Origin of the sequence: Plantibacter sp. ME-Dv--P-095 (assembly GCF_030209365.1) — a bacterium.
Classification (GTDB): domain Bacteria; phylum Actinomycetota; class Actinomycetes; order Actinomycetales; family Microbacteriaceae; genus Plantibacter.
Genome location: NZ_JARVSB010000009.1, coordinates 202,892 through 219,030 on the forward strand (window position 1 = coordinate 202,892; position 16,139 = coordinate 219,030).

11 protein-coding genes and 1 tRNA gene are annotated in these 16,139 nt (G+C 72.5%); 4 read left to right on the top strand and 8 right to left on the bottom strand.

What is annotated here, in order from left to right; all coding sequences use genetic code 11:
* Window positions 1–206: 206 nt before the first annotated feature.
* The 4 genes from QRN26_RS13120 to QRN26_RS13135 all read right to left on the bottom strand — a co-directional run bounded on the left by QRN26_RS13120 (window position 207) and on the right by QRN26_RS13135 (window position 4,308).
* The gene (locus QRN26_RS13120; protein ID WP_285037154.1) at window positions 207–968 is read right to left on the bottom strand and encodes an LmeA family phospholipid-binding protein; all 762 of its coding nucleotides are present in this window, start codon (window positions 966–968) and stop codon (window positions 207–209) included.
* Window positions 969–1,005: 37 nt separating this feature from the next.
* Window positions 1,006–1,590 carry a hypothetical protein gene (locus QRN26_RS13125; RefSeq protein WP_285037155.1) on the bottom strand — a complete coding sequence of 195 codons (585 nt, stop codon included), beginning with the start codon at window positions 1,588–1,590 and terminating at the stop codon, window positions 1,006–1,008.
* Window positions 1,591–1,739: 149 nt separating this feature from the next.
* Window positions 1,740–3,410: an arginine--tRNA ligase gene (locus tag QRN26_RS13130; protein ID WP_056012486.1), complete on the bottom strand. Its 1,671-nt coding sequence runs from the start codon at window positions 3,408–3,410 to the stop codon at window positions 1,740–1,742.
* A gap of 64 nt (window positions 3,411–3,474) precedes the next feature.
* Complete coding sequence (locus QRN26_RS13135; RefSeq protein ID WP_285037156.1) at window positions 3,475–4,308, bottom strand: transglutaminase-like domain-containing protein; 834 nt, start codon at window positions 4,306–4,308, stop codon at window positions 3,475–3,477.
* 90 nt (window positions 4,309–4,398) lie between these two features.
* Between QRN26_RS13135 and QRN26_RS13140 the strand changes: the two genes are divergently transcribed.
* Both QRN26_RS13140 and QRN26_RS13145 read left to right on the top strand, forming a co-directional pair.
* Window positions 4,399–4,473, top strand: a tRNA-Arg gene (locus QRN26_RS13140).
* 59 nt (window positions 4,474–4,532) lie between these two features.
* The gene (locus QRN26_RS13145; protein ID WP_285037157.1) at window positions 4,533–5,210 is read left to right on the top strand and encodes a 4'-phosphopantetheinyl transferase family protein; all 678 of its coding nucleotides are present in this window, start codon (window positions 4,533–4,535) and stop codon (window positions 5,208–5,210) included.
* A 7-nt stretch (window positions 5,211–5,217) separates the two neighbouring features.
* Here the strand turns inward: QRN26_RS13145 and QRN26_RS13150 are convergent, their stop codons facing one another.
* Both QRN26_RS13150 and QRN26_RS13155 read right to left on the bottom strand, forming a co-directional pair.
* The gene (locus QRN26_RS13150) at window positions 5,218–6,552 is read right to left on the bottom strand and encodes a M1 family metallopeptidase (protein WP_285037158.1); all 1,335 of its coding nucleotides are present in this window, start codon (window positions 6,550–6,552) and stop codon (window positions 5,218–5,220) included.
* Entirely contained in the window at window positions 6,552–10,562 is a 4,011-nt protein-coding gene (locus QRN26_RS13155) for a Pls/PosA family non-ribosomal peptide synthetase (RefSeq protein ID WP_285037159.1), read from the bottom strand. The genes QRN26_RS13150 and QRN26_RS13155 overlap by 1 nt, the downstream gene beginning before the upstream one ends.
* 149 nt (window positions 10,563–10,711) lie before the next feature.
* Between QRN26_RS13155 and QRN26_RS13160 the strand changes: the two genes are divergently transcribed.
* Window positions 10,712–12,055 carry an aminotransferase class III-fold pyridoxal phosphate-dependent enzyme gene (locus QRN26_RS13160; RefSeq protein WP_285037160.1) on the top strand — a complete coding sequence of 448 codons (1,344 nt, stop codon included), beginning with the start codon at window positions 10,712–10,714 and terminating at the stop codon, window positions 12,053–12,055.
* 21 nt (window positions 12,056–12,076) lie between these two features.
* Here the strand turns inward: QRN26_RS13160 and QRN26_RS13165 are convergent, their stop codons facing one another.
* Together QRN26_RS13165 and QRN26_RS13170 are read right to left on the bottom strand one after the other, a co-directional pair.
* Entirely contained in the window at window positions 12,077–12,907 is an 831-nt protein-coding gene (locus tag QRN26_RS13165; protein WP_285037161.1) for a DUF3097 domain-containing protein, read from the bottom strand.
* A gap of 117 nt (window positions 12,908–13,024) precedes the next feature.
* On the bottom strand, window positions 13,025–13,771 hold the full coding sequence (locus tag QRN26_RS13170) for a gamma-glutamyl-gamma-aminobutyrate hydrolase family protein (RefSeq protein WP_056781772.1): 747 nt from the start codon (window positions 13,769–13,771) through the stop codon (window positions 13,025–13,027).
* 267 nt (window positions 13,772–14,038) lie between these two features.
* Here QRN26_RS13170 and QRN26_RS13175 point away from each other — a divergent pair, with 267 nt between their 5' ends.
* The gene (locus QRN26_RS13175) at window positions 14,039–16,126 is read left to right on the top strand and encodes a TPM domain-containing protein (protein WP_285037162.1); all 2,088 of its coding nucleotides are present in this window, start codon (window positions 14,039–14,041) and stop codon (window positions 16,124–16,126) included.
* Window positions 16,127–16,139 lie beyond the last annotated feature (13 nt).

Below are 16,139 nucleotides of genomic sequence, written 5' to 3' on the forward strand. Positions count from 1 at the left end.
CTCGGGCGGGTGTCCCGGTCGACCGCACCCATCGCCGCCCGGTTGGAACGACTGAGGTGGAACACGAGCCTTTCGGCCCGACGGCACACGTCACCGCCCGGTCGGAGCAGTGGGTGTGGAGAAAGTCTAGCGAGCCGTCAGGGCTCCTGCAGCATCGTGACGTCCCGCCGGTTCACCGAGGCGGTCGCGAGCCATCGGCGCAGCGCTCACCCGCAGCTGCCGAGGGTCTGCAGGGAGGCCTCGTCGAGGCGGAGCGTCGTCGACGTGAGCGTGGCCGTCGCCGCTTCCGGAGTCACCGAGAGACCGTCGAGGTCGACGCCCTCCGGCAGGTACTGGGCGACGCAGATGCTCGGCGGATCCCCCTGCAGGAATCCGGTCACGAGGGCCCGCAGGTCGATCACACCGAGGAGGCCCGTGTCGACGTTCACCGACGTCGGCATGAGGTTCACCCGTTCGGCGGTGGTGGTCGGCGCCACTGAGAAGTCGTACGGGATGGTGAACCCCAGCACGGTCGCCTCGCCCGCGTACCCGACCTCGTCGTCCCCCAGGGTGAGCGTGCCGGGGAGCCCGGCGGTCTTCGCGAGCGCCGCCGCCCCGTCCGCGTCGATCCGGATCGTCGCCACCACCCGGCCGGTGGTCTGCTTCGGATCGAGCGGCACCGCGTCGGCGCTGACCCGGACGTCCAGCGGGATGCCGTCGACGCTCGCGCCCGGCGCCCGCAGGTCCACGTGCTCGAACGTACCGGTGAGGTACTGGGCGATGACCGAGGCTCCGCCGATCGACGCGGTGACGTCGGCGTCGACGCCCTCGGGCAGGCTCTGCTCGATCTGCGAGGCGACACGATCCTCGGCGACGCCTCGGACGATGGTGTCGGCGATCAGGAACGCGCCGACGAGGACGACGACCACCCCGGCCACGACGACGATGGGAACCCAGGGACGCCTGCGCTTGCGAGACGGTGCACTCATGCTCCGAGCGTAGCGAACCGTGGTCGGGGAGCAGACGTCAGCAGGGCTGGTCGAGCTCCGCCTCGGCCATGTCCAGCACGCGCCCGCTGAACCGTTCCCACTCGGCGGCCGAGGTCGGGTGGAAGGCCGCCAGGGTGTAGCCCTCCAGCTCGGTGAGGTTCGCGTCCTCCAGCGATCCCCGCGCGACCACGTCGGCGGAGGTGAACGCCGCCCGGACCGGATCACCGGGGATGACGAACGCCGGTGCGACCGTCCCACCGCCGTCGCCGGTGACGACGACCGCGAGCGCGTCCGGCAGTTGCAGCGTGCTCGCCCCCACCTCCTGCAGTTCGATCTCGAACGGCGCGCACTGGACCGCCGGCCAGACGATGTTCTGGAGGTAGTCCATCGTGCCGACGCTCCCCGCGTGCAGCCCGTCCGGGAACTGCAGACGGATCGAGACGCCGGCGCCCTCCGTGCCGAACGGCGCGAAGGCGCGGAGGTCGACGGCCGAGGACGGCGACGTGCCACTCGGCGTCGGGGTGCCGGACGCGTCCGGGCCCGTGCCGACGCAGCCGGCGCAGGACAGGACGCCCAGGACCGCGGCGGCAGCGAGGATCGGGCGGAACCGGGGCGGATGCATGCTGCCACGGTACCGGAGGGTCCGCCTCCCGCCCGGCACGTTCACCGGCGGAGCTGACGCGCGCAGGAGCCGTCCCGAAGGTCGGTCCGGCGCGCGCCGGAGCCGGTGCCGGTGCCGGTGCCGGTGCCGGTGCCGGTGCCGCGGTGACGCTACATGCGCTCCGGTGCGGAGACGCCGAGGAGGGCGAGGCCGTTGCGGATGACGGTGCCGGTGGCGTCGTTCAGCCACAGCCGCGTGCGGTGGAGGTCGGTGACCGGCTCCTCGCCCATCGGGACGACCCGGCAGCTGTCGTACCACTTGTGGTACAGGCTCGCCGTCTCCTCCAGGTGGCGCGCGACCCGGTGGGGTTCGCGCAGCTGCGCGGCCTGTGCCACGATGCGCGGGAACTCCTGGAGCACACCGAGGAGCGCGGACTCCGTCTCGTGGGCGAGGAGTTCGGGGGCGAACACGCTGCGGTCGACGCCCGCCGAAGCAGCGTTGCGCGCCACCGAGCTCGTGCGGGCGTGCGCGTACTGGACGTAGAACACGGGGTTGTCGTTCGTGCGGCTGCGGAGCTGTTCGGGGTCGAGGGCCAGCGGCGAGTCGGCCGGGTAGCGACCGAGCGAGTACCGCAGGGCGTCCGTCCCGATCCAGGCCTGCAGGTCGTCCAGCTCGATGATGTTGCCGGCGCGCTTCGAGAGTCGGGCGCCGTTCACGCTGACGAGCTGGCCGATGAGCACCTCGATGTCGCGGTCGGGGTCGTCTCCCGCGGCACCCGCGAGGGCCTTCAAGCGGTGCACGTAGCCGTGGTGGTCGGCGCCCAGCAGGTAGACCTTGTGCTGGAAGCCGCGGTCGCCCTTGTTCAGGTAGTACGCCGCGTCCGCCGCGAAGTAGGTGTAGACACCGTTCGAGCGGCGGATCACCCGGTTCTTGTCGTCGCCGAAGTCCGTGGTGCGCACCCACACGGCACCGTCCTCGTCGAAGACGTGACCCTGCTCGCGCAGGCGGTCGACGGCCTGGTCGATGAGGCTGGTGCCGTCCTCGCCCGTCGCGTGCAGGGTGCGCTCGCTGAACCAGACGTCGAAGTGGACGTTGAAGCGCTCGAGGGACGCGCGGATCTCACCGAGCTGCAGGGCGTAGGCGCGTTCCCGCGCGACCTCGCGGGCGTCAGGACGCTCGAGGAGGTCGGGGATCTCGGCCAGCACGGTCTTCGCGAGGTCGCCGATGTACGCCCCGGGATAGCCGCCCTCAGGCGTCGGCTCACCCTTGGCCGCTGCGAGGATCGAGTCCGCGAAGGTGTCCATCTGGTTGCCGGCGTCGTTGATGTAGTACTCGCTGACGAGCGTCGCGCCGGACGCGCCGAGCACGCGGGCCAGGGAGTCGCCGAGAGCGGCCCACCGCGTGTGGCCGATGTGGAGCGGGCCCGTGGGGTTCGCGGAGACGAACTCGATGTTGATGGTCTGGCCCGCGAGGCTGTCGTTGCGTCCGAAGGCCTCGCCGGCGTCGACGATGACCTTCGCGAGGGCACCGGCGGCGGCGGCATCGAGCCGGACGTTGATGAACCCCGGGCCGGCGACCTCGACCGAGGCGACCCCGTCGACCTGGACGAGCGCGTCGGCGAACTCCTGCGCGAGCTCGCGCGGGTTCGCGCCCACCCGCTTCGCGAGCTTCATCGCGATGTTGCACGCCCAGTCGCCGTGGTCGCGGTTCTTGGGCCGCTCCAGCACCACGTCGTCGACCGAGACCACGACCTCCTGGTCGATCCCCGCCGCCTCGCGTCGTCGTTCGACGATCGGAACGACGATGGCGTGCAGGGCGGAGGCGAGGTCTTCAGGAGTCACGAGGAGCGATTCTACCCGGGCTCCCGGCGGGAGCGGCACGGGGCCCGCCCGGCGGAACGATGCGTCAGGCGAGCACGACCGGCTGTGCGGGATCGTCGGTGGGCAGGACGTCGATCACCGCGTCGATCCGCATGTCCTCGACGGTGACGTTGCCGTGGTGGTTGCTCAACCAGGCGACGTCCGCCGCGTCGCGACCCGTCGCGATCCGGACGAGCGACTGGCGCGGAGCGAGCCCCGTCGCGTCGACCACGTGCCAGGCGCCGTCGACAAACCCTTCGGCGACGGCGTGGAAGTCCATCGGCACGAGGCCCGGGGCGTACACGGCCGCGTACCGCGCCGGGATGTCGAGCGCACGCAGCATGGCGATCGTCAGGTGTGCGAAGTCCCGGCAGACCCCTTGGCCGGCGGCCAGGGTCGAGACCGCACTGTCGGAGACGGTCGTGGAACCCGAGACGTAGGAGAGGTGACGGCCGACCCACGCGGCGACCCACGGCAGGATCTGGAGGCCGCCCGACACCGTGCCGTCCTCGTGCAGACGACGGTGCTCGAGCAGGTATCCGAGCTCGGAGCGCGCGAGCGAGAACAGGGCGTCCGACTCGCAGTAGCGGCTCGGGCGGAGGGCGGTCACCGTCTCCAGGGGGTCGACCGCCCGCGGCACCGCCTGCCCGACGACCACCGCCTCGTAGTCGACCTGCAGGCGTCCCGGCTCGGCGATCACCCGGTGGAGCCGGGTGTCGTCCGGGCCGAGGATCTCGGTGACGGCGCACGGGCCGTCCGAGGAGCGCACCTGCAGCCGTTCACTCGCCAGCGGGGTACCGCCGGCGACAGCGATGGAGAAGATGAGGTCGGCTCGATCGTGCACCCGCAGATCGAGCGACGCGGTCAGGGTGCGCTGCATGTGCCCATCATCCCACGCGGTCACGAGCACCGACCCCGCGTCGCTCCGGTTCCGGCGACGGCCTCGACTCTGGTAGCTTGGACACGTTCCGCCTTCGTAGCTCAGCGGAAGAGCGCTTCCCTCCGGAGGAAGAAGTCGCTGGTTCGAATCCAGTCGAGGGCACCATCTCATCAGGCACGACGCCGTCCGCCCACGCGGACGGGTCACTCCGCGATACTGGACGCATGTCGCGACCGAGCCGCCACCCGCAGCCCACGGTCCGACTCCTCCCCTGGGCTCGGGCGGACGAGCTCGACCTCGACGGCACCGCCGACCGACTCGACGAGGCCGCCAGGGACCGTCTCGAAGCGTCGTCCGAGGCCGAGGCCCGCCGCTTCCTGTTCGGTCGCGCGCTCCTCGTGCGCACCGTCGCGGAGACGGTCGGCGCCGACGCCCGGCGCGTCACGGTGACCGCCCGCTGCCAGGACTGCGGCCTCGCCCACGGACGGCCGCAGGTGCGCGTCGACGGCGGGACCGTACACGCGAGCGTCTCGCACACCGACGGCGCCTCGGCGGTCGTGGTGTCGGTCGATCACCCGGTCGGTGTCGACGTCGAACGGCTCGACGCGGCACGGTTCGGCGGCGTCGAGGCCGTCGCCCTCTCCCCCGCGGAACGGGAGCGGTGGCTCCGGTTGCCGGAGCGACGACGACTGCGGTCCCTCGCCGAACACTGGACGGCGAAGGAGGCGGTGACGAAGGCGCTCGGCACCGGACTCACGACCGATCCAGCGACGATCGGCCTCACCGGCCAAATCGGCCGCGCCGGAGGGACGGTCGCCGAGATCGCGGGACGCCGCTTCGTCGTCGACCATCCGACCCTCGCACCGGACACCGTGGTGGCGACGGCCCTCCTGCTCCCCTGAGCCGGGCTCAGCGGGTGGGGAACGGCGGCAGCGCCTCGCGGAACAGCCAGGCGTCGAGCAGCGACTCGATCGGCTCCGGCGCATGGCGGTCGGCGGTGCGCACGAAGTCCTCGGTCGACACCGTGGCGAACCGGAACGTCGCCACCCAGTCGCGGAGGAGGTCGAAGAACGCGTCGTCGCCGAGGAGCAGCCGGACGGCGTGCAGGGCGATGGCGCCGCGCTTGTACACGCGGTCGTCGAACATGTCCGCGGCCCCCGGGTCGCCGACGACGATGTCCTGCGGTGCTCGACGGAGCACCGCGTAGTGGGCTCTGGCGCAGGCGTCCGCGGTCTCGGCCCCCGACTGCTCCGACCACAGCCACTCGGCGTAACAGGCGAAGCCCTCGTGGAGCCAGATGTCGCGCCACGCGCCGATCGTCAGGCTGTTGCCGAACCACTGGTGCGCGAGCTCGTGGGCGATCAGTCGCTCGGAGCCGCCGACGCCGTCCACGTGGTTGCGTCCGAACACGCTCATCCCCTGCGCTTCGAGCGGGATCTCCAACTCGTCGTCGGTGACGACCACCCCATAACTCTCGAACGGGTAGGGGCCGAAGGCGCGCTCGAAGCAGGCGAGCATGTCGACCTGCTCGGCGAAGTCGTGACGGAAGTCGGCGGTGAGGTCGCGCGGGAGGTGGGCGACGACCGGCACGGCGGAGGCCGCCACCCGGGCGTCGACGGCGAGGCGCTGGTAGCGCCCGATCTGCACGGTGGCGAGATAGGCCGCCATCGGCTCGCGCTGCTCGTAGACCCAGGTCGTCCGACTCGCCCGCGCCGTCCGTGAGACGAGCTCGCCAGGGGCGACGACCGTGTAGGCCGAGGCGGCGGTGACACTGATGCGGTAGGCCGCCTTGTCGGAGGGGTGGTCGTTGCACGGGAACCAGCTCGAGGCGCCGCAGGGCTGCGAGGCCACGATGACGCCGTCCTCGAGCTCCTCCCAGCCGATCTCGCCCCAGTGGCTGCGGACCGGACGGGGCGTCCCGTCGTACCGGACGAGGACGGTGAACTCGGCTCCGGCGGCGATCGGATTCCGCGGGGTGAGGGTCAGTTTCCCCGAGCCGTGCGTGCGCTTCGCGTCGACACCGTCCACCTGGGCGCGGGTGACGCGCAGGGCCGCGAGGTCCAGGGAGAAGCGGGAGAGCTCCTCCGTCGCGACCACCGTCAGGCGTGCCGTCGCGCTCAGGCCGTTCCGGTCGATCGCGTAGTCGAGGTCGAGCTCGTAGCGGACGACGTGGTAGCCGCGGTTGCCGCTCGTCGGCGTGTAGGGATCGCCTGCGCTGCGCAGGCGGGCGAGCGCCTCCCCCATCAGGACGCGACCTGGGGCTCCCGGTACTCCGCCGTCGTCACCTCGCGCCACGGGCCGATCGGGTTGCCGCTCCACCTGGTGCCGGCGGGGACGCGTTCGCCGCGCATCACGAGGGAGGCGGGGCCGACGGTCGCGTCGTCGTCGATCCGGGCTCCGGGGAGGATGACGCTGTGCGGTCCGAGCGTGGCGCCCGCAGCGAGTTCGACCTGATCCATACTCATGATTCGATCATGGAACAGGTGTGTTTGCACAACGCAGCCCCGGTTGACCGTCGCGCCGTCGCCCAGCTCGACGAGGTCGGCCTCCGGCAGCCAGTAACTCTCGCACCAGACACCGCGACCGATCCGGGCGCCCAGTGACCGCAACCACCAGGTCAGGGCGGGGGTGCCGGTGGCGGGCGCGGCGAACCACGGCGCCGCGACCATCTCGACGAAGGTGTCCGACACCTCGTTGCGCCAGATGAACGAGGACCACAGCGGGTGCTCCCCGGCACGGATCGGTCCGACGATGAGCCACTTGGCGACGGTCGTGATGCCGGCCGCAACCGCACCGGCCGCGAGGAGGACGGCACCGCTGACCGCGACAGCCACGCCGAGACCCCAGGTGTCGGCGAACCAGGCGAGCGTGAGCAGCACGAGCAGGGCGATGCCCGTCGTCACCATGACCGGGACGATGCGACAGACCTCCCAGAGGAACCGGGCGATGCGGAGCCGCAGCGGCGGCGCGTAGGTGCGGTCGAGGTCGGCGTCCGACACCTGCCTGCGGAGTCGCATCGGTGGGCTGCCGAGCCACGACGACCCGGACTTCGCCTTCCGCGGGGCGGCCGACAGCACCGCGACGAGACCGTTCTTCGGGACGTGCATGCCGGGGCCCGCCATCCCGGAGTTGCCGAGGAACGCGCGCTTCCCGACGGACGCGCCCGCGATCCGCATCCACCCGCCACCGAGTTCGTAGGACGCCACCATCGTGTCGTCGGCGAGGAACGCGCCGTCGCCCACGGTCGTCATGCGCGGCAGGAGGAGGACCGTCGACGCCTCGACGTTCTTGCCGACCTTCGCGCCGAGCAGGCGGAGCCACACCGGCGTGAAGAGGCTCGCGTAGATGGGGAAGAGCAGGGTGCGGGCGGCGTCGAGCAGGCGCTCGGTGGCCCACACCTGCCAACCGACACGACTGCGCACCGGGAAGTAGCCCTCCCGCAGCCCGATGCCGAGCAGACGGACCAGGCCGATCGTGCTGATCGCGAGGACGAGGAACCACACGATCGTCGCGACCGGCACCCAGAGGAGCGCGCGCCAGGAGAACTCGACGAGGGATCCGGCGCCGGCGGCGCCGGCGGCCACGACCGCGGCGGCGAGCACGAAGGCGAGGAAGGGTAGGACCGAGAGGAGCGCCGAGCCGACACCGTAGGCGAACAACCAACGCCGCCGCCTGGGCGGGCGCTCAGTGGGCCAGACGGGCTTCGCCTTGCCGACGCGGACGGCGGGTGAACCGGACCACAGGTGGCCGGAGGGCACCCGACCGAACACCGACGATCCCGGGGCGATCTCGGCGCGCTTGCCGATCCGTGTGCCGGCGAGCAGCGTGCTGCGAGCGCCGACCGTGCTCTCCGCGCCGATGTGGACGTGGCCGAGTCGGAGCGTGTCGCCGTCGACCCAGTACCCGCGGAGGTCCACCTCGGGCTCGATCGAGGCGCGGGCTCCCACGGTCAGGAAGCCGGTGACGGGCGGAACGCTGTGCAGGTCGGCGTCGGGGCCGATCTTCGCGCCCAGGGCCCTCGCGTAGTGCGAGATCCAGGGGGCGCCGGCGAGGCTCACCGCACCGACCGTGTCGGCGACGCGTTCGGCGAGCCAGAGCCGGACGTGGACCGAACCGCCGCGTGGGTAGTCGCCCGGTCGCACACCGGCGAGCAGCAGCCGCGAGGCGACGACCGAGATCGCCATCCGCCCGATGGGGGTGATGACGAGGAGGAATCCGAGCGCGATCCACCACCACGAGACCATCGGCAGGTAGGGCACGTCGGCCACGAGGCCGAGCACGCGGCTGCCTGCGAGCAGGTACACGAGCCACCGGAGGCCCACGAGGATGAGCAGCGGGATCCCGAGCAGGGTCTGCACCCACTGGGTCGTGAGCGGGGTGGGACGGACGGGGTCGGCCACCGCGGCGCGGGTGCGGCGCTCGGGGCGTCGGCCGTCGAGCTCGGCGGCCATGGCGCCGAGTCGCGGGTGGCCGTAGATGTCGGCGACGGTGAACTCCGCGTCCCTCGTGCGGATGAGCGAGACCAGCTGTGCGGCGGCCAGGCTGCCACCGCCGAGGCTGAAGAAGTTGTCGCCCTCCGCCGTGACCCGGACGCCGAGCACGGCCGTCCACTGTTCGGCGAGCCAGGCGGCCGTGCCCGAGAGGGTCGAGGCGTCCTCCCCGTCGGTCCCGCCGAGCGGCCACGGCAGCGCCGCCCGGTCGACCTTGCCCGAGGTGCGCGTGGGCAGTTCGGACACGACCGCGAGCAGGGGCACGAGCGGTGCGGGCAGTTGCTCGCGAAGCGTGCCCAGCGCGCCGTCCAGGGAGAAGGCGTCGCCGTCGGGTACTGCGAGATAGCCCACGAGGACCGGGTTGCCGGCTGTGGTGCGCTGGACGGCCGCGGCGGCGCCCGAGACCCCTGGGAGGGCCTGCAGGGCGGCCTCGATCTCGCCGAGCTCGACGCGACGGCCTCCGATCTTGACCTGGTCGTCCGCGCGTCCCTGGAAGACGAGCCCGGCGGCCTCGAAGCGGACGAGGTCGCCACTGCGGTAGGCCCGGTGCCATCCGAGGCTCGGCATGGGTGCATACCGTTCGGCGTCCTTGACGGGGTCGAGGTACCTGGCGAGACCGACGCCGCCGATGATGAGCTCGCCGACACCGCCCTCCTCCACCGGCACCCCGTCCGCGTCGACCACGGCGAGGTCCCAGCCGTCGAGCGGGAGACCGATCCGCACGGGCTGTTCGCCGGTGAGGAGCGCCGCGCAGGCGACGACCGTGGCCTCGGTCGGGCCGTACGTGTTCCAGACCTCGCGGCCGTCGACGGCGAGTCGAGCGGCGAGCTCCGGCGGGCAGGCCTCGCCGCCGAAGATGAGCATGCGGATGTTCTCGAGCGACTCCGCCGGCCACATGGCCGCGAGCGTCGGCACCGTGGACACCACGGTGATGCCCTTCGCGGTGAGCCAGGGACCGAGGTCCATCCCGCTGCGGACGAGCGACCGTGGCGCCGGGACGAGGCAGGCACCGTGGCCCCAGGCGAGCCACATCTCCTCGCACGACGCGTCGAAGGCGACGGAGAGCCCGGCGAGCACCCGGTCGCCCGGACCGAGGGGCTCGGCCTGCAGGAAGAGGCGGGCCTCGGCGTCGACGAACGCCGCGGCGGACCGGTGGGAGACGGCGACGCCCTTCGGCGTCCCCGTCGATCCCGAGGTGAAGATGATCCAGGAGTCGTCGTCGAGCCGAGGAGCCTCGAGGATCGGGATCGCCCGGGTCGCCGGGTGCGGCGTCCCCTCGACGGCGAGCCGGATCGGCTCCCCCGTGGTCTCGTCCCCGGTTCCCCCGGCGGCCTCGACCGCGGATCCGAGGCGCCGGAAGACACCGCCGTCCTCGAGGACCCCGACCACGGCCGCCTCACCGAACACGAGCCGGGCGCGCTCCTCCGGGTCGTCTGCGTCGACGGGCACGTACGCGGCTCCCGCGAACAGGATGCCGAGGATGCCGAGGTACAGCTCGCGCGAACCCGATGCGATCCGCACCCCCACCCGGTCGCCACGTCGGACACCGGCGGCGAGCAGGGCCGCCGCGAGGCGTTCGGCGCTCACGATGAGTTCGCGGTAACTGAGCGCGCCGGCAGCGTCCTCGAGTGCTGAGGCCTCGGGGTGCGCCGCGGCGACGGCACGCAGCACGTCGATCAGGGTGCGTTGGGCGGGCGCACGTCCGCCGCCGAGCAGCGTCGGCTGCCGCTCTGCGAGCAGGGCGGTGGTGGTCTCAGCGTCCATGCGCGATCCTCTGTCGTCCGGCCATCAGCGTCGCCAACGCTAGGGAGCGCAGGTGGACGGCCGGTGAACCCCAGTCAACCGCGAGGTGTCGCGGGCGCGACGGCGACCCACCGCACGCCCGGGGGAAGCTCGGCGCACTCGCGCCTACCATGGCCTGCATGACCATCGAATACTCCGTGCCCCAGGAACGCCAGCTCGTGACCGCCATCCCCGGTCCCCGATCGCTCGCCCTCACGGAACGGCGCCGCAGGGCGGTGTCGCGCGGCGCGGGCAACCTCGCCCCGGTGTGGATGGACCACGGCTCCGGCGGCATCCTCGTGGACGTCGACGGCAACCGCATCATCGACCTCGGCACGGGCATCGGGGTCACGACCATCGGTCACGCCAACCCCGACGTCGCCGCGGCCGCCGCCGAGCAGGCCACGAAACTCACCCACACGCTCTTCACGGTGACGCCGTACGAGAACTACCTGCGGGTGGCGGAGAAGCTCGCCGAGATCACCCCCGGCGACTTCGAGAAGCACTCGATCCTGTTGAACTCCGGCGCCGAAGCGGTGGAGAACGCCGTCAAGATCGCCAAGAAGTACACGGGCCGCCGCGCGATCGTCGCGCTCGACCACGCCTTCCACGGCCGCACGAACCTCACCATGGCGATGACCTACCGCCCGGCCCCCGAACGGCTCGGCTTCGGACCGTTCCCCGGCGAGATCTACAGCGTCCCGCTCTCCTACCCCTTCCGCGACGGGCTCACCGGGCCGGAGGCCGCCGAGGTCACGATCGACTACATCGAGCGGCACATCGGCGCGAGTGAGGTCGCCGCGTTCTTCGCCGAACCGGTCCTCGGCGACGGCGGCATCGTGATCCCCGCCCCCGGCTACTTCTCGCGCATCAGCGAGTGGTGCACCGAGAACGGGATCGTGTTCGTCGCCGACGAGATCCAGGCCGGCATCGGTCGGACCGGCGCGTGGTACTCGATCGAGCACCACGGCGTCGTCCCCGACCTCATCACGAGCGCCAAGGGCATCGCCGGCGGCTTCCCGCTCTCGGCGGTCACGGGGCGGGCCGAGATCATGGACTCGGTGCAGCCCGGTGGCATCGGCGGCACCTTCGGCGGCAACCCGGTGTCGACCGCCGCGGCGCTCGCCACCTTCGACGTCATCGAGCGGGAGGACCTGCTGGGCGAGGCCCGCCGCGTGGGAGCCACGCTGCAGTCGCTCATGGGCGACTGGGCCGAGCGGTTCGACATCGTCGGCGAGGTCCGGATCATCGGCTCGATGGCCGGCGTTGAACTCGTCGTCCCCGGCACGAAGCAGCCGCATCCCACGGCGCTGCAGACGGTCATCGACGCGGCGATCGCCCAGGGCGTGCTCGTGCTCGACGCCGGGTCGTGGGACTCGGTGCTCCGGCTGCTCCCGAGCGCGGTCATGTCCGACGAGCTGCTGCGCGACGCGGTCTCGGTCCTCGAGGACGCCCTGGCGCAGGTCACGTCCTAGCGGACCGGCCGGGCGGGCGGCTCAGTCGACGGTGACGAAGTCGATGAGCTGCTCGACCCGGCCGAGCAGCTCGGGTTCGAGGTCGTTGAACGTCCGGACCTGACCGAGGATGCGCTTCCAGGCGCGGGCGATGTCGGCCTGCGTGTCGTGGGGCCAGCCGAAGGCCTGGCAGATCCCCTTCTTCCACTCGATCGACCGCGGGATGGTCGGCCACTCCTGCAACCCGACCCTCGCGGGCTTCACGGCCTGCCAGACGTCGACGTACGGGTGGCCGACGATGAGGACGTTCCGGCCGTTCGGCCCGGCCATGACCGCATCGGCGATGCGCTGCTCCTTCGAACCGCGGACCAGGTGGTCGACGAGCACCCCGACGCGCCGGTCGGGGCCCGGCCGGAACTCGGCGAGCGCGGCGTCGAGGTGGTCGACGCCGGCGAGGTACTCCACGACGACGCCCTCGACCCGGAGGTCGTCGCCCCAGACCCGCTCGACGAGTTCCGCGTCGTGCCGCCCCTCGACGAAGATCCGGCTCGCGCGAGCCACCCGGGCGGTGGTCTCCACGGCGAAGGACCCGGACGCCGTCCGGGCACGACCGGTGGGGGCACGTTTGGGCACGACGAGGACGACCGGTTCCCCCTCGAGGAGGAAGCCGGCCCCCATGGGGAACACGCGACGTTTGCCCCGGTAGTCCTCGAGCTCGACCGTCTTCGCCTCGACGCGCGTGATCGCACCGCAGAAGCCGCCGAGCTCCTCGATGACGAGGTCGGTCACGGCCTCGACCTCTCGGGCGACCACCCGGTTCTTCTTCCGCCAGTCACCCGCGAGGACGTCCTGGCCATACCTGTCTTCGAACACCCGTCAACGCTACGACAGCGCGGTGGACAAGCCAGGAGCGCTCCGGCGTGGCGTCGCGCGGTTGTCACCGGTGGCGGGCGGTCCCGACGTCGTGCTCGCCCGTGGACGAGACCCGGTTCAGGCGGCTGCGCGCTCCGCTTCGCGGGCGAGGCCACCGAGCAGCAGCTCGAGCTGGTCGTCGACGGTGCCGGGGTCCTCCGGGTGCCACTGCACGCCCGTGATGGGGAGGGTGTGGTGCTCGATCGCCTCGACGGTGCCGTCGGAGGACCAGGCGACCGCTCGGAGTCCCTCGCCGAGTTCGCCGACCGCCTGGTGGTGGGCGCTCTGCACCTGGAGGTGCCGGGCCCGCAGCCGGAACGCGAGGGCGCTCGACGGGTCGAGCTCGACCTCGTGGGGCGTCATGCTCTGATCGACCGGGACGCCGTCGTTCCGGTGGGTGCTGTGCGCACCGAGGTCCTGGACGAGCGTGCCGCCGAGGGCGACGTTGATGATCTGGTGCCCGCGGCAGATGCCGAGGAGTGGCGTGCCACGTTCGGCGGCCCGTCTCGCGACGGCGAGCTGCGCGCGGTCGGCCTCCGGGAAGTGCTGGCCCTCGGCACGGTAGCCGGCGGCACCCCCGTAGTGGATGGGGTCGATGTCGGCCCCGCCCATGAGGACGACGGCCGAGGCGCCGTCGGTCGCGGCGAGGAGCGCCTCGGTGCCGAGGTCCTCCGCGGCCCACCGCGTCACCCGCCACCCGGCGCGTTCGGCCGCCGCGATGGTGCGACCGAGGAGGATCTGCACGTACTCGTGGTACGCCTGGTCGTCCTCGCGGAACCTCGTGACCTCGATGAGCGCCAGCATGGGTGAGACGTGTCCTTGCATGATGCTCCTTCCAGGGGTTCCGCGACGGGGACTCGTCCAGTCTTGCCGTGCCGACCCGGGGACGCGACCGGACGCGTCACGCTCGGTAACAGAGCGTCGACGTGCACGGGGCGTCGACGTGCACGGGCGACGACCGCCGCATAGCACAGCTCGCAGCAGGCTCCCCCGCCCGGAGGCACCGGTAGAGAAGTCCGGGCCCCGGACCTAGACTCGGATCCGAGCCGCGGGGTGGGGCTCGACGGGTCCGGACGAGTGACGAGGTGGCCGATGCGGGTTCGCTGGGCGGTATCGATCTGGGCGTTCTGCCTGGCCGTGCTCCTCGGCGCGGGGGCGACCGCCGCCTTGGCCGACAGCCCGGTCCAGCTCGGTTCCGCACGCATCGCCGACAGCGCCGGCATCCTCGACGGCTCCGAGCGGGCGATGGTCACCGACAGCATCGACGACCTCGCCTCCGAACACGGTGTCGACCTGTGGGTCGTGTACGTCCCGACCTTCACGGATCCGAGCGACGCCGAGGGGTGGGCGAACCAGACGGCCGAGGACAACAACCTCGGACCGAACCAGTACCTCCTGGCCATCGCGACCGAGGACCGCGCCTACTACCTCTCCGGCGACTCCAGCGGCCCGGTCAGCGGCGACCAGCTCACCGAGATCGAGCAGCGACTCATCCTGCCGCAGCTGCGCGACGAGGACTGGGCCGGCGCCGGCGTCGCAGCCGCCCAGGGGCTCGGCTCCGCGGTGGGCGGCGGGTCGACCGGGGCCGCCGGCAGTGGTGGCTCGACCGGATGGCTGACGGTCCTCCTGATCGTCGTCGTCGCCGTGGTGGCCGTCGTCCTCCTGGTCGTCTTCCTCCGTCGGCGGCGCGTCGTGGCCGGCCAGGGTCCGGCTCCGACCGGGCGGGCGGGCGCACCGGTCGATCCGCTGACGACCACCTCGATCCCCGAACTCGAGCGACTCGCCGGAAGCGCCCTCGTCCAGACCGACGACGCCGTCCGCACGAGCGAGGAGGAGCTCGGCTTCGCGACCGCCTCCTACGGCGAGCAGGCCACGGCGGCGTTCACCGCAGCCCTCGCCGGAGCGAAGGAGCAGCTCACGCAGGCGTTCGCACTCCGGCAACGGCTCGACGACGCCGAACCGGACACCGAGCAGCAGCAGCGCGACTGGAACATCGAGATCATCCGGCGCTGCGAGCACGCGAACCACGTGCTCGACGAGCAGGCCGCCTCCTTCGACGAGCTCCGCGCCCTCGAGCGGAACGCGCCGGCGGCCGTCGAGGAGCTCCGAGCGAGGACGGCAGCCGCGGAGCCAGCGGTGCAGACGGCTCGGGAGACGGTGACCGCCCTGCAGGCGAGGTACACCCCCGACGCACTCATCACGGTCCTCGACAACCCGTCGGAGGCGGCGGAGCGCCTCACCTTCGCCACGGCGGCCGTCGCCGACGCCTCGGCCAGGCTCGCCGCCGGCGATTCGGGCGAGGCGGCCGTCGGCATCCGCGCAGCGGAGGAGGCACTCGACCAGAGCACGCAACTGACCGGTGCCGTCAAGCGCCTGCAGGCGGATCTGACGGCCGCGGAACAGCAGGTGGCCGCCCGGATCGCCGAGCTCGACGGCGACGTCGCCGCCGCGGCCGGCCAGGCGGATCCGACCGGAGGCCTCGCGGCGGCCGTCGCGAGCACGTCGGCCACGGTCGCCCAGGTGCGCACCGCGCTCGGCGCCGCGAACAACCCGATCGCCCTGCTCGCCCGGCTGGACGCGGCGAACGCCCAGATCGACGGTGCCCTGCAGGAGGTCCGCACCGCCGCGGAGCAGCGGCAGCGCGCGGTCGCCGCACTCGGCCAGACGCTCCAGACCGCGCAGGCACAGGTGTCCGCCGCGGAGGACTTCGTCGTGTCGCGACGCGGCGCCGTCGGGCCGGAGGCGAGGACCCGTCTCGCCGAGGCTGGCCGCACCCTCGTGCAGGCGCAAGGCCTCGCCCCGAACGACCCGACGCAGGCGCTCTCGCTCGCCCAGCGCGCCACCTCGCTCGCCGGCCAAGCCGTGCAGCTCGCCCAGGCCGACGTCGGACAGTTCCAGAACCAGTCGGCCGGCGGCCTCGACGGGATGTTCGGCGGCGGCGGTCAGGGCGGCGGCAACGGCATGCTCGGCGCCGTCCTCGGCGGCATCCTCATCAACTCCGTCCTCGGCGGGGGCGGAGGCGGCGGTTCGCGCTCCGGCGGCGGCATGTTCGGCGGCGGTGGTGGCGGCAGCCGGTCCCGGAGTGGCGGCGGCATGTTCGGCGGCGGCGGTCGCTCACGCAGCGCCGGCAGCTTCGGCGGCGGCGGCACCCGCTCGAGGCGCGGCGGCGGCCGATTCTGACCCCGCGCCGCCG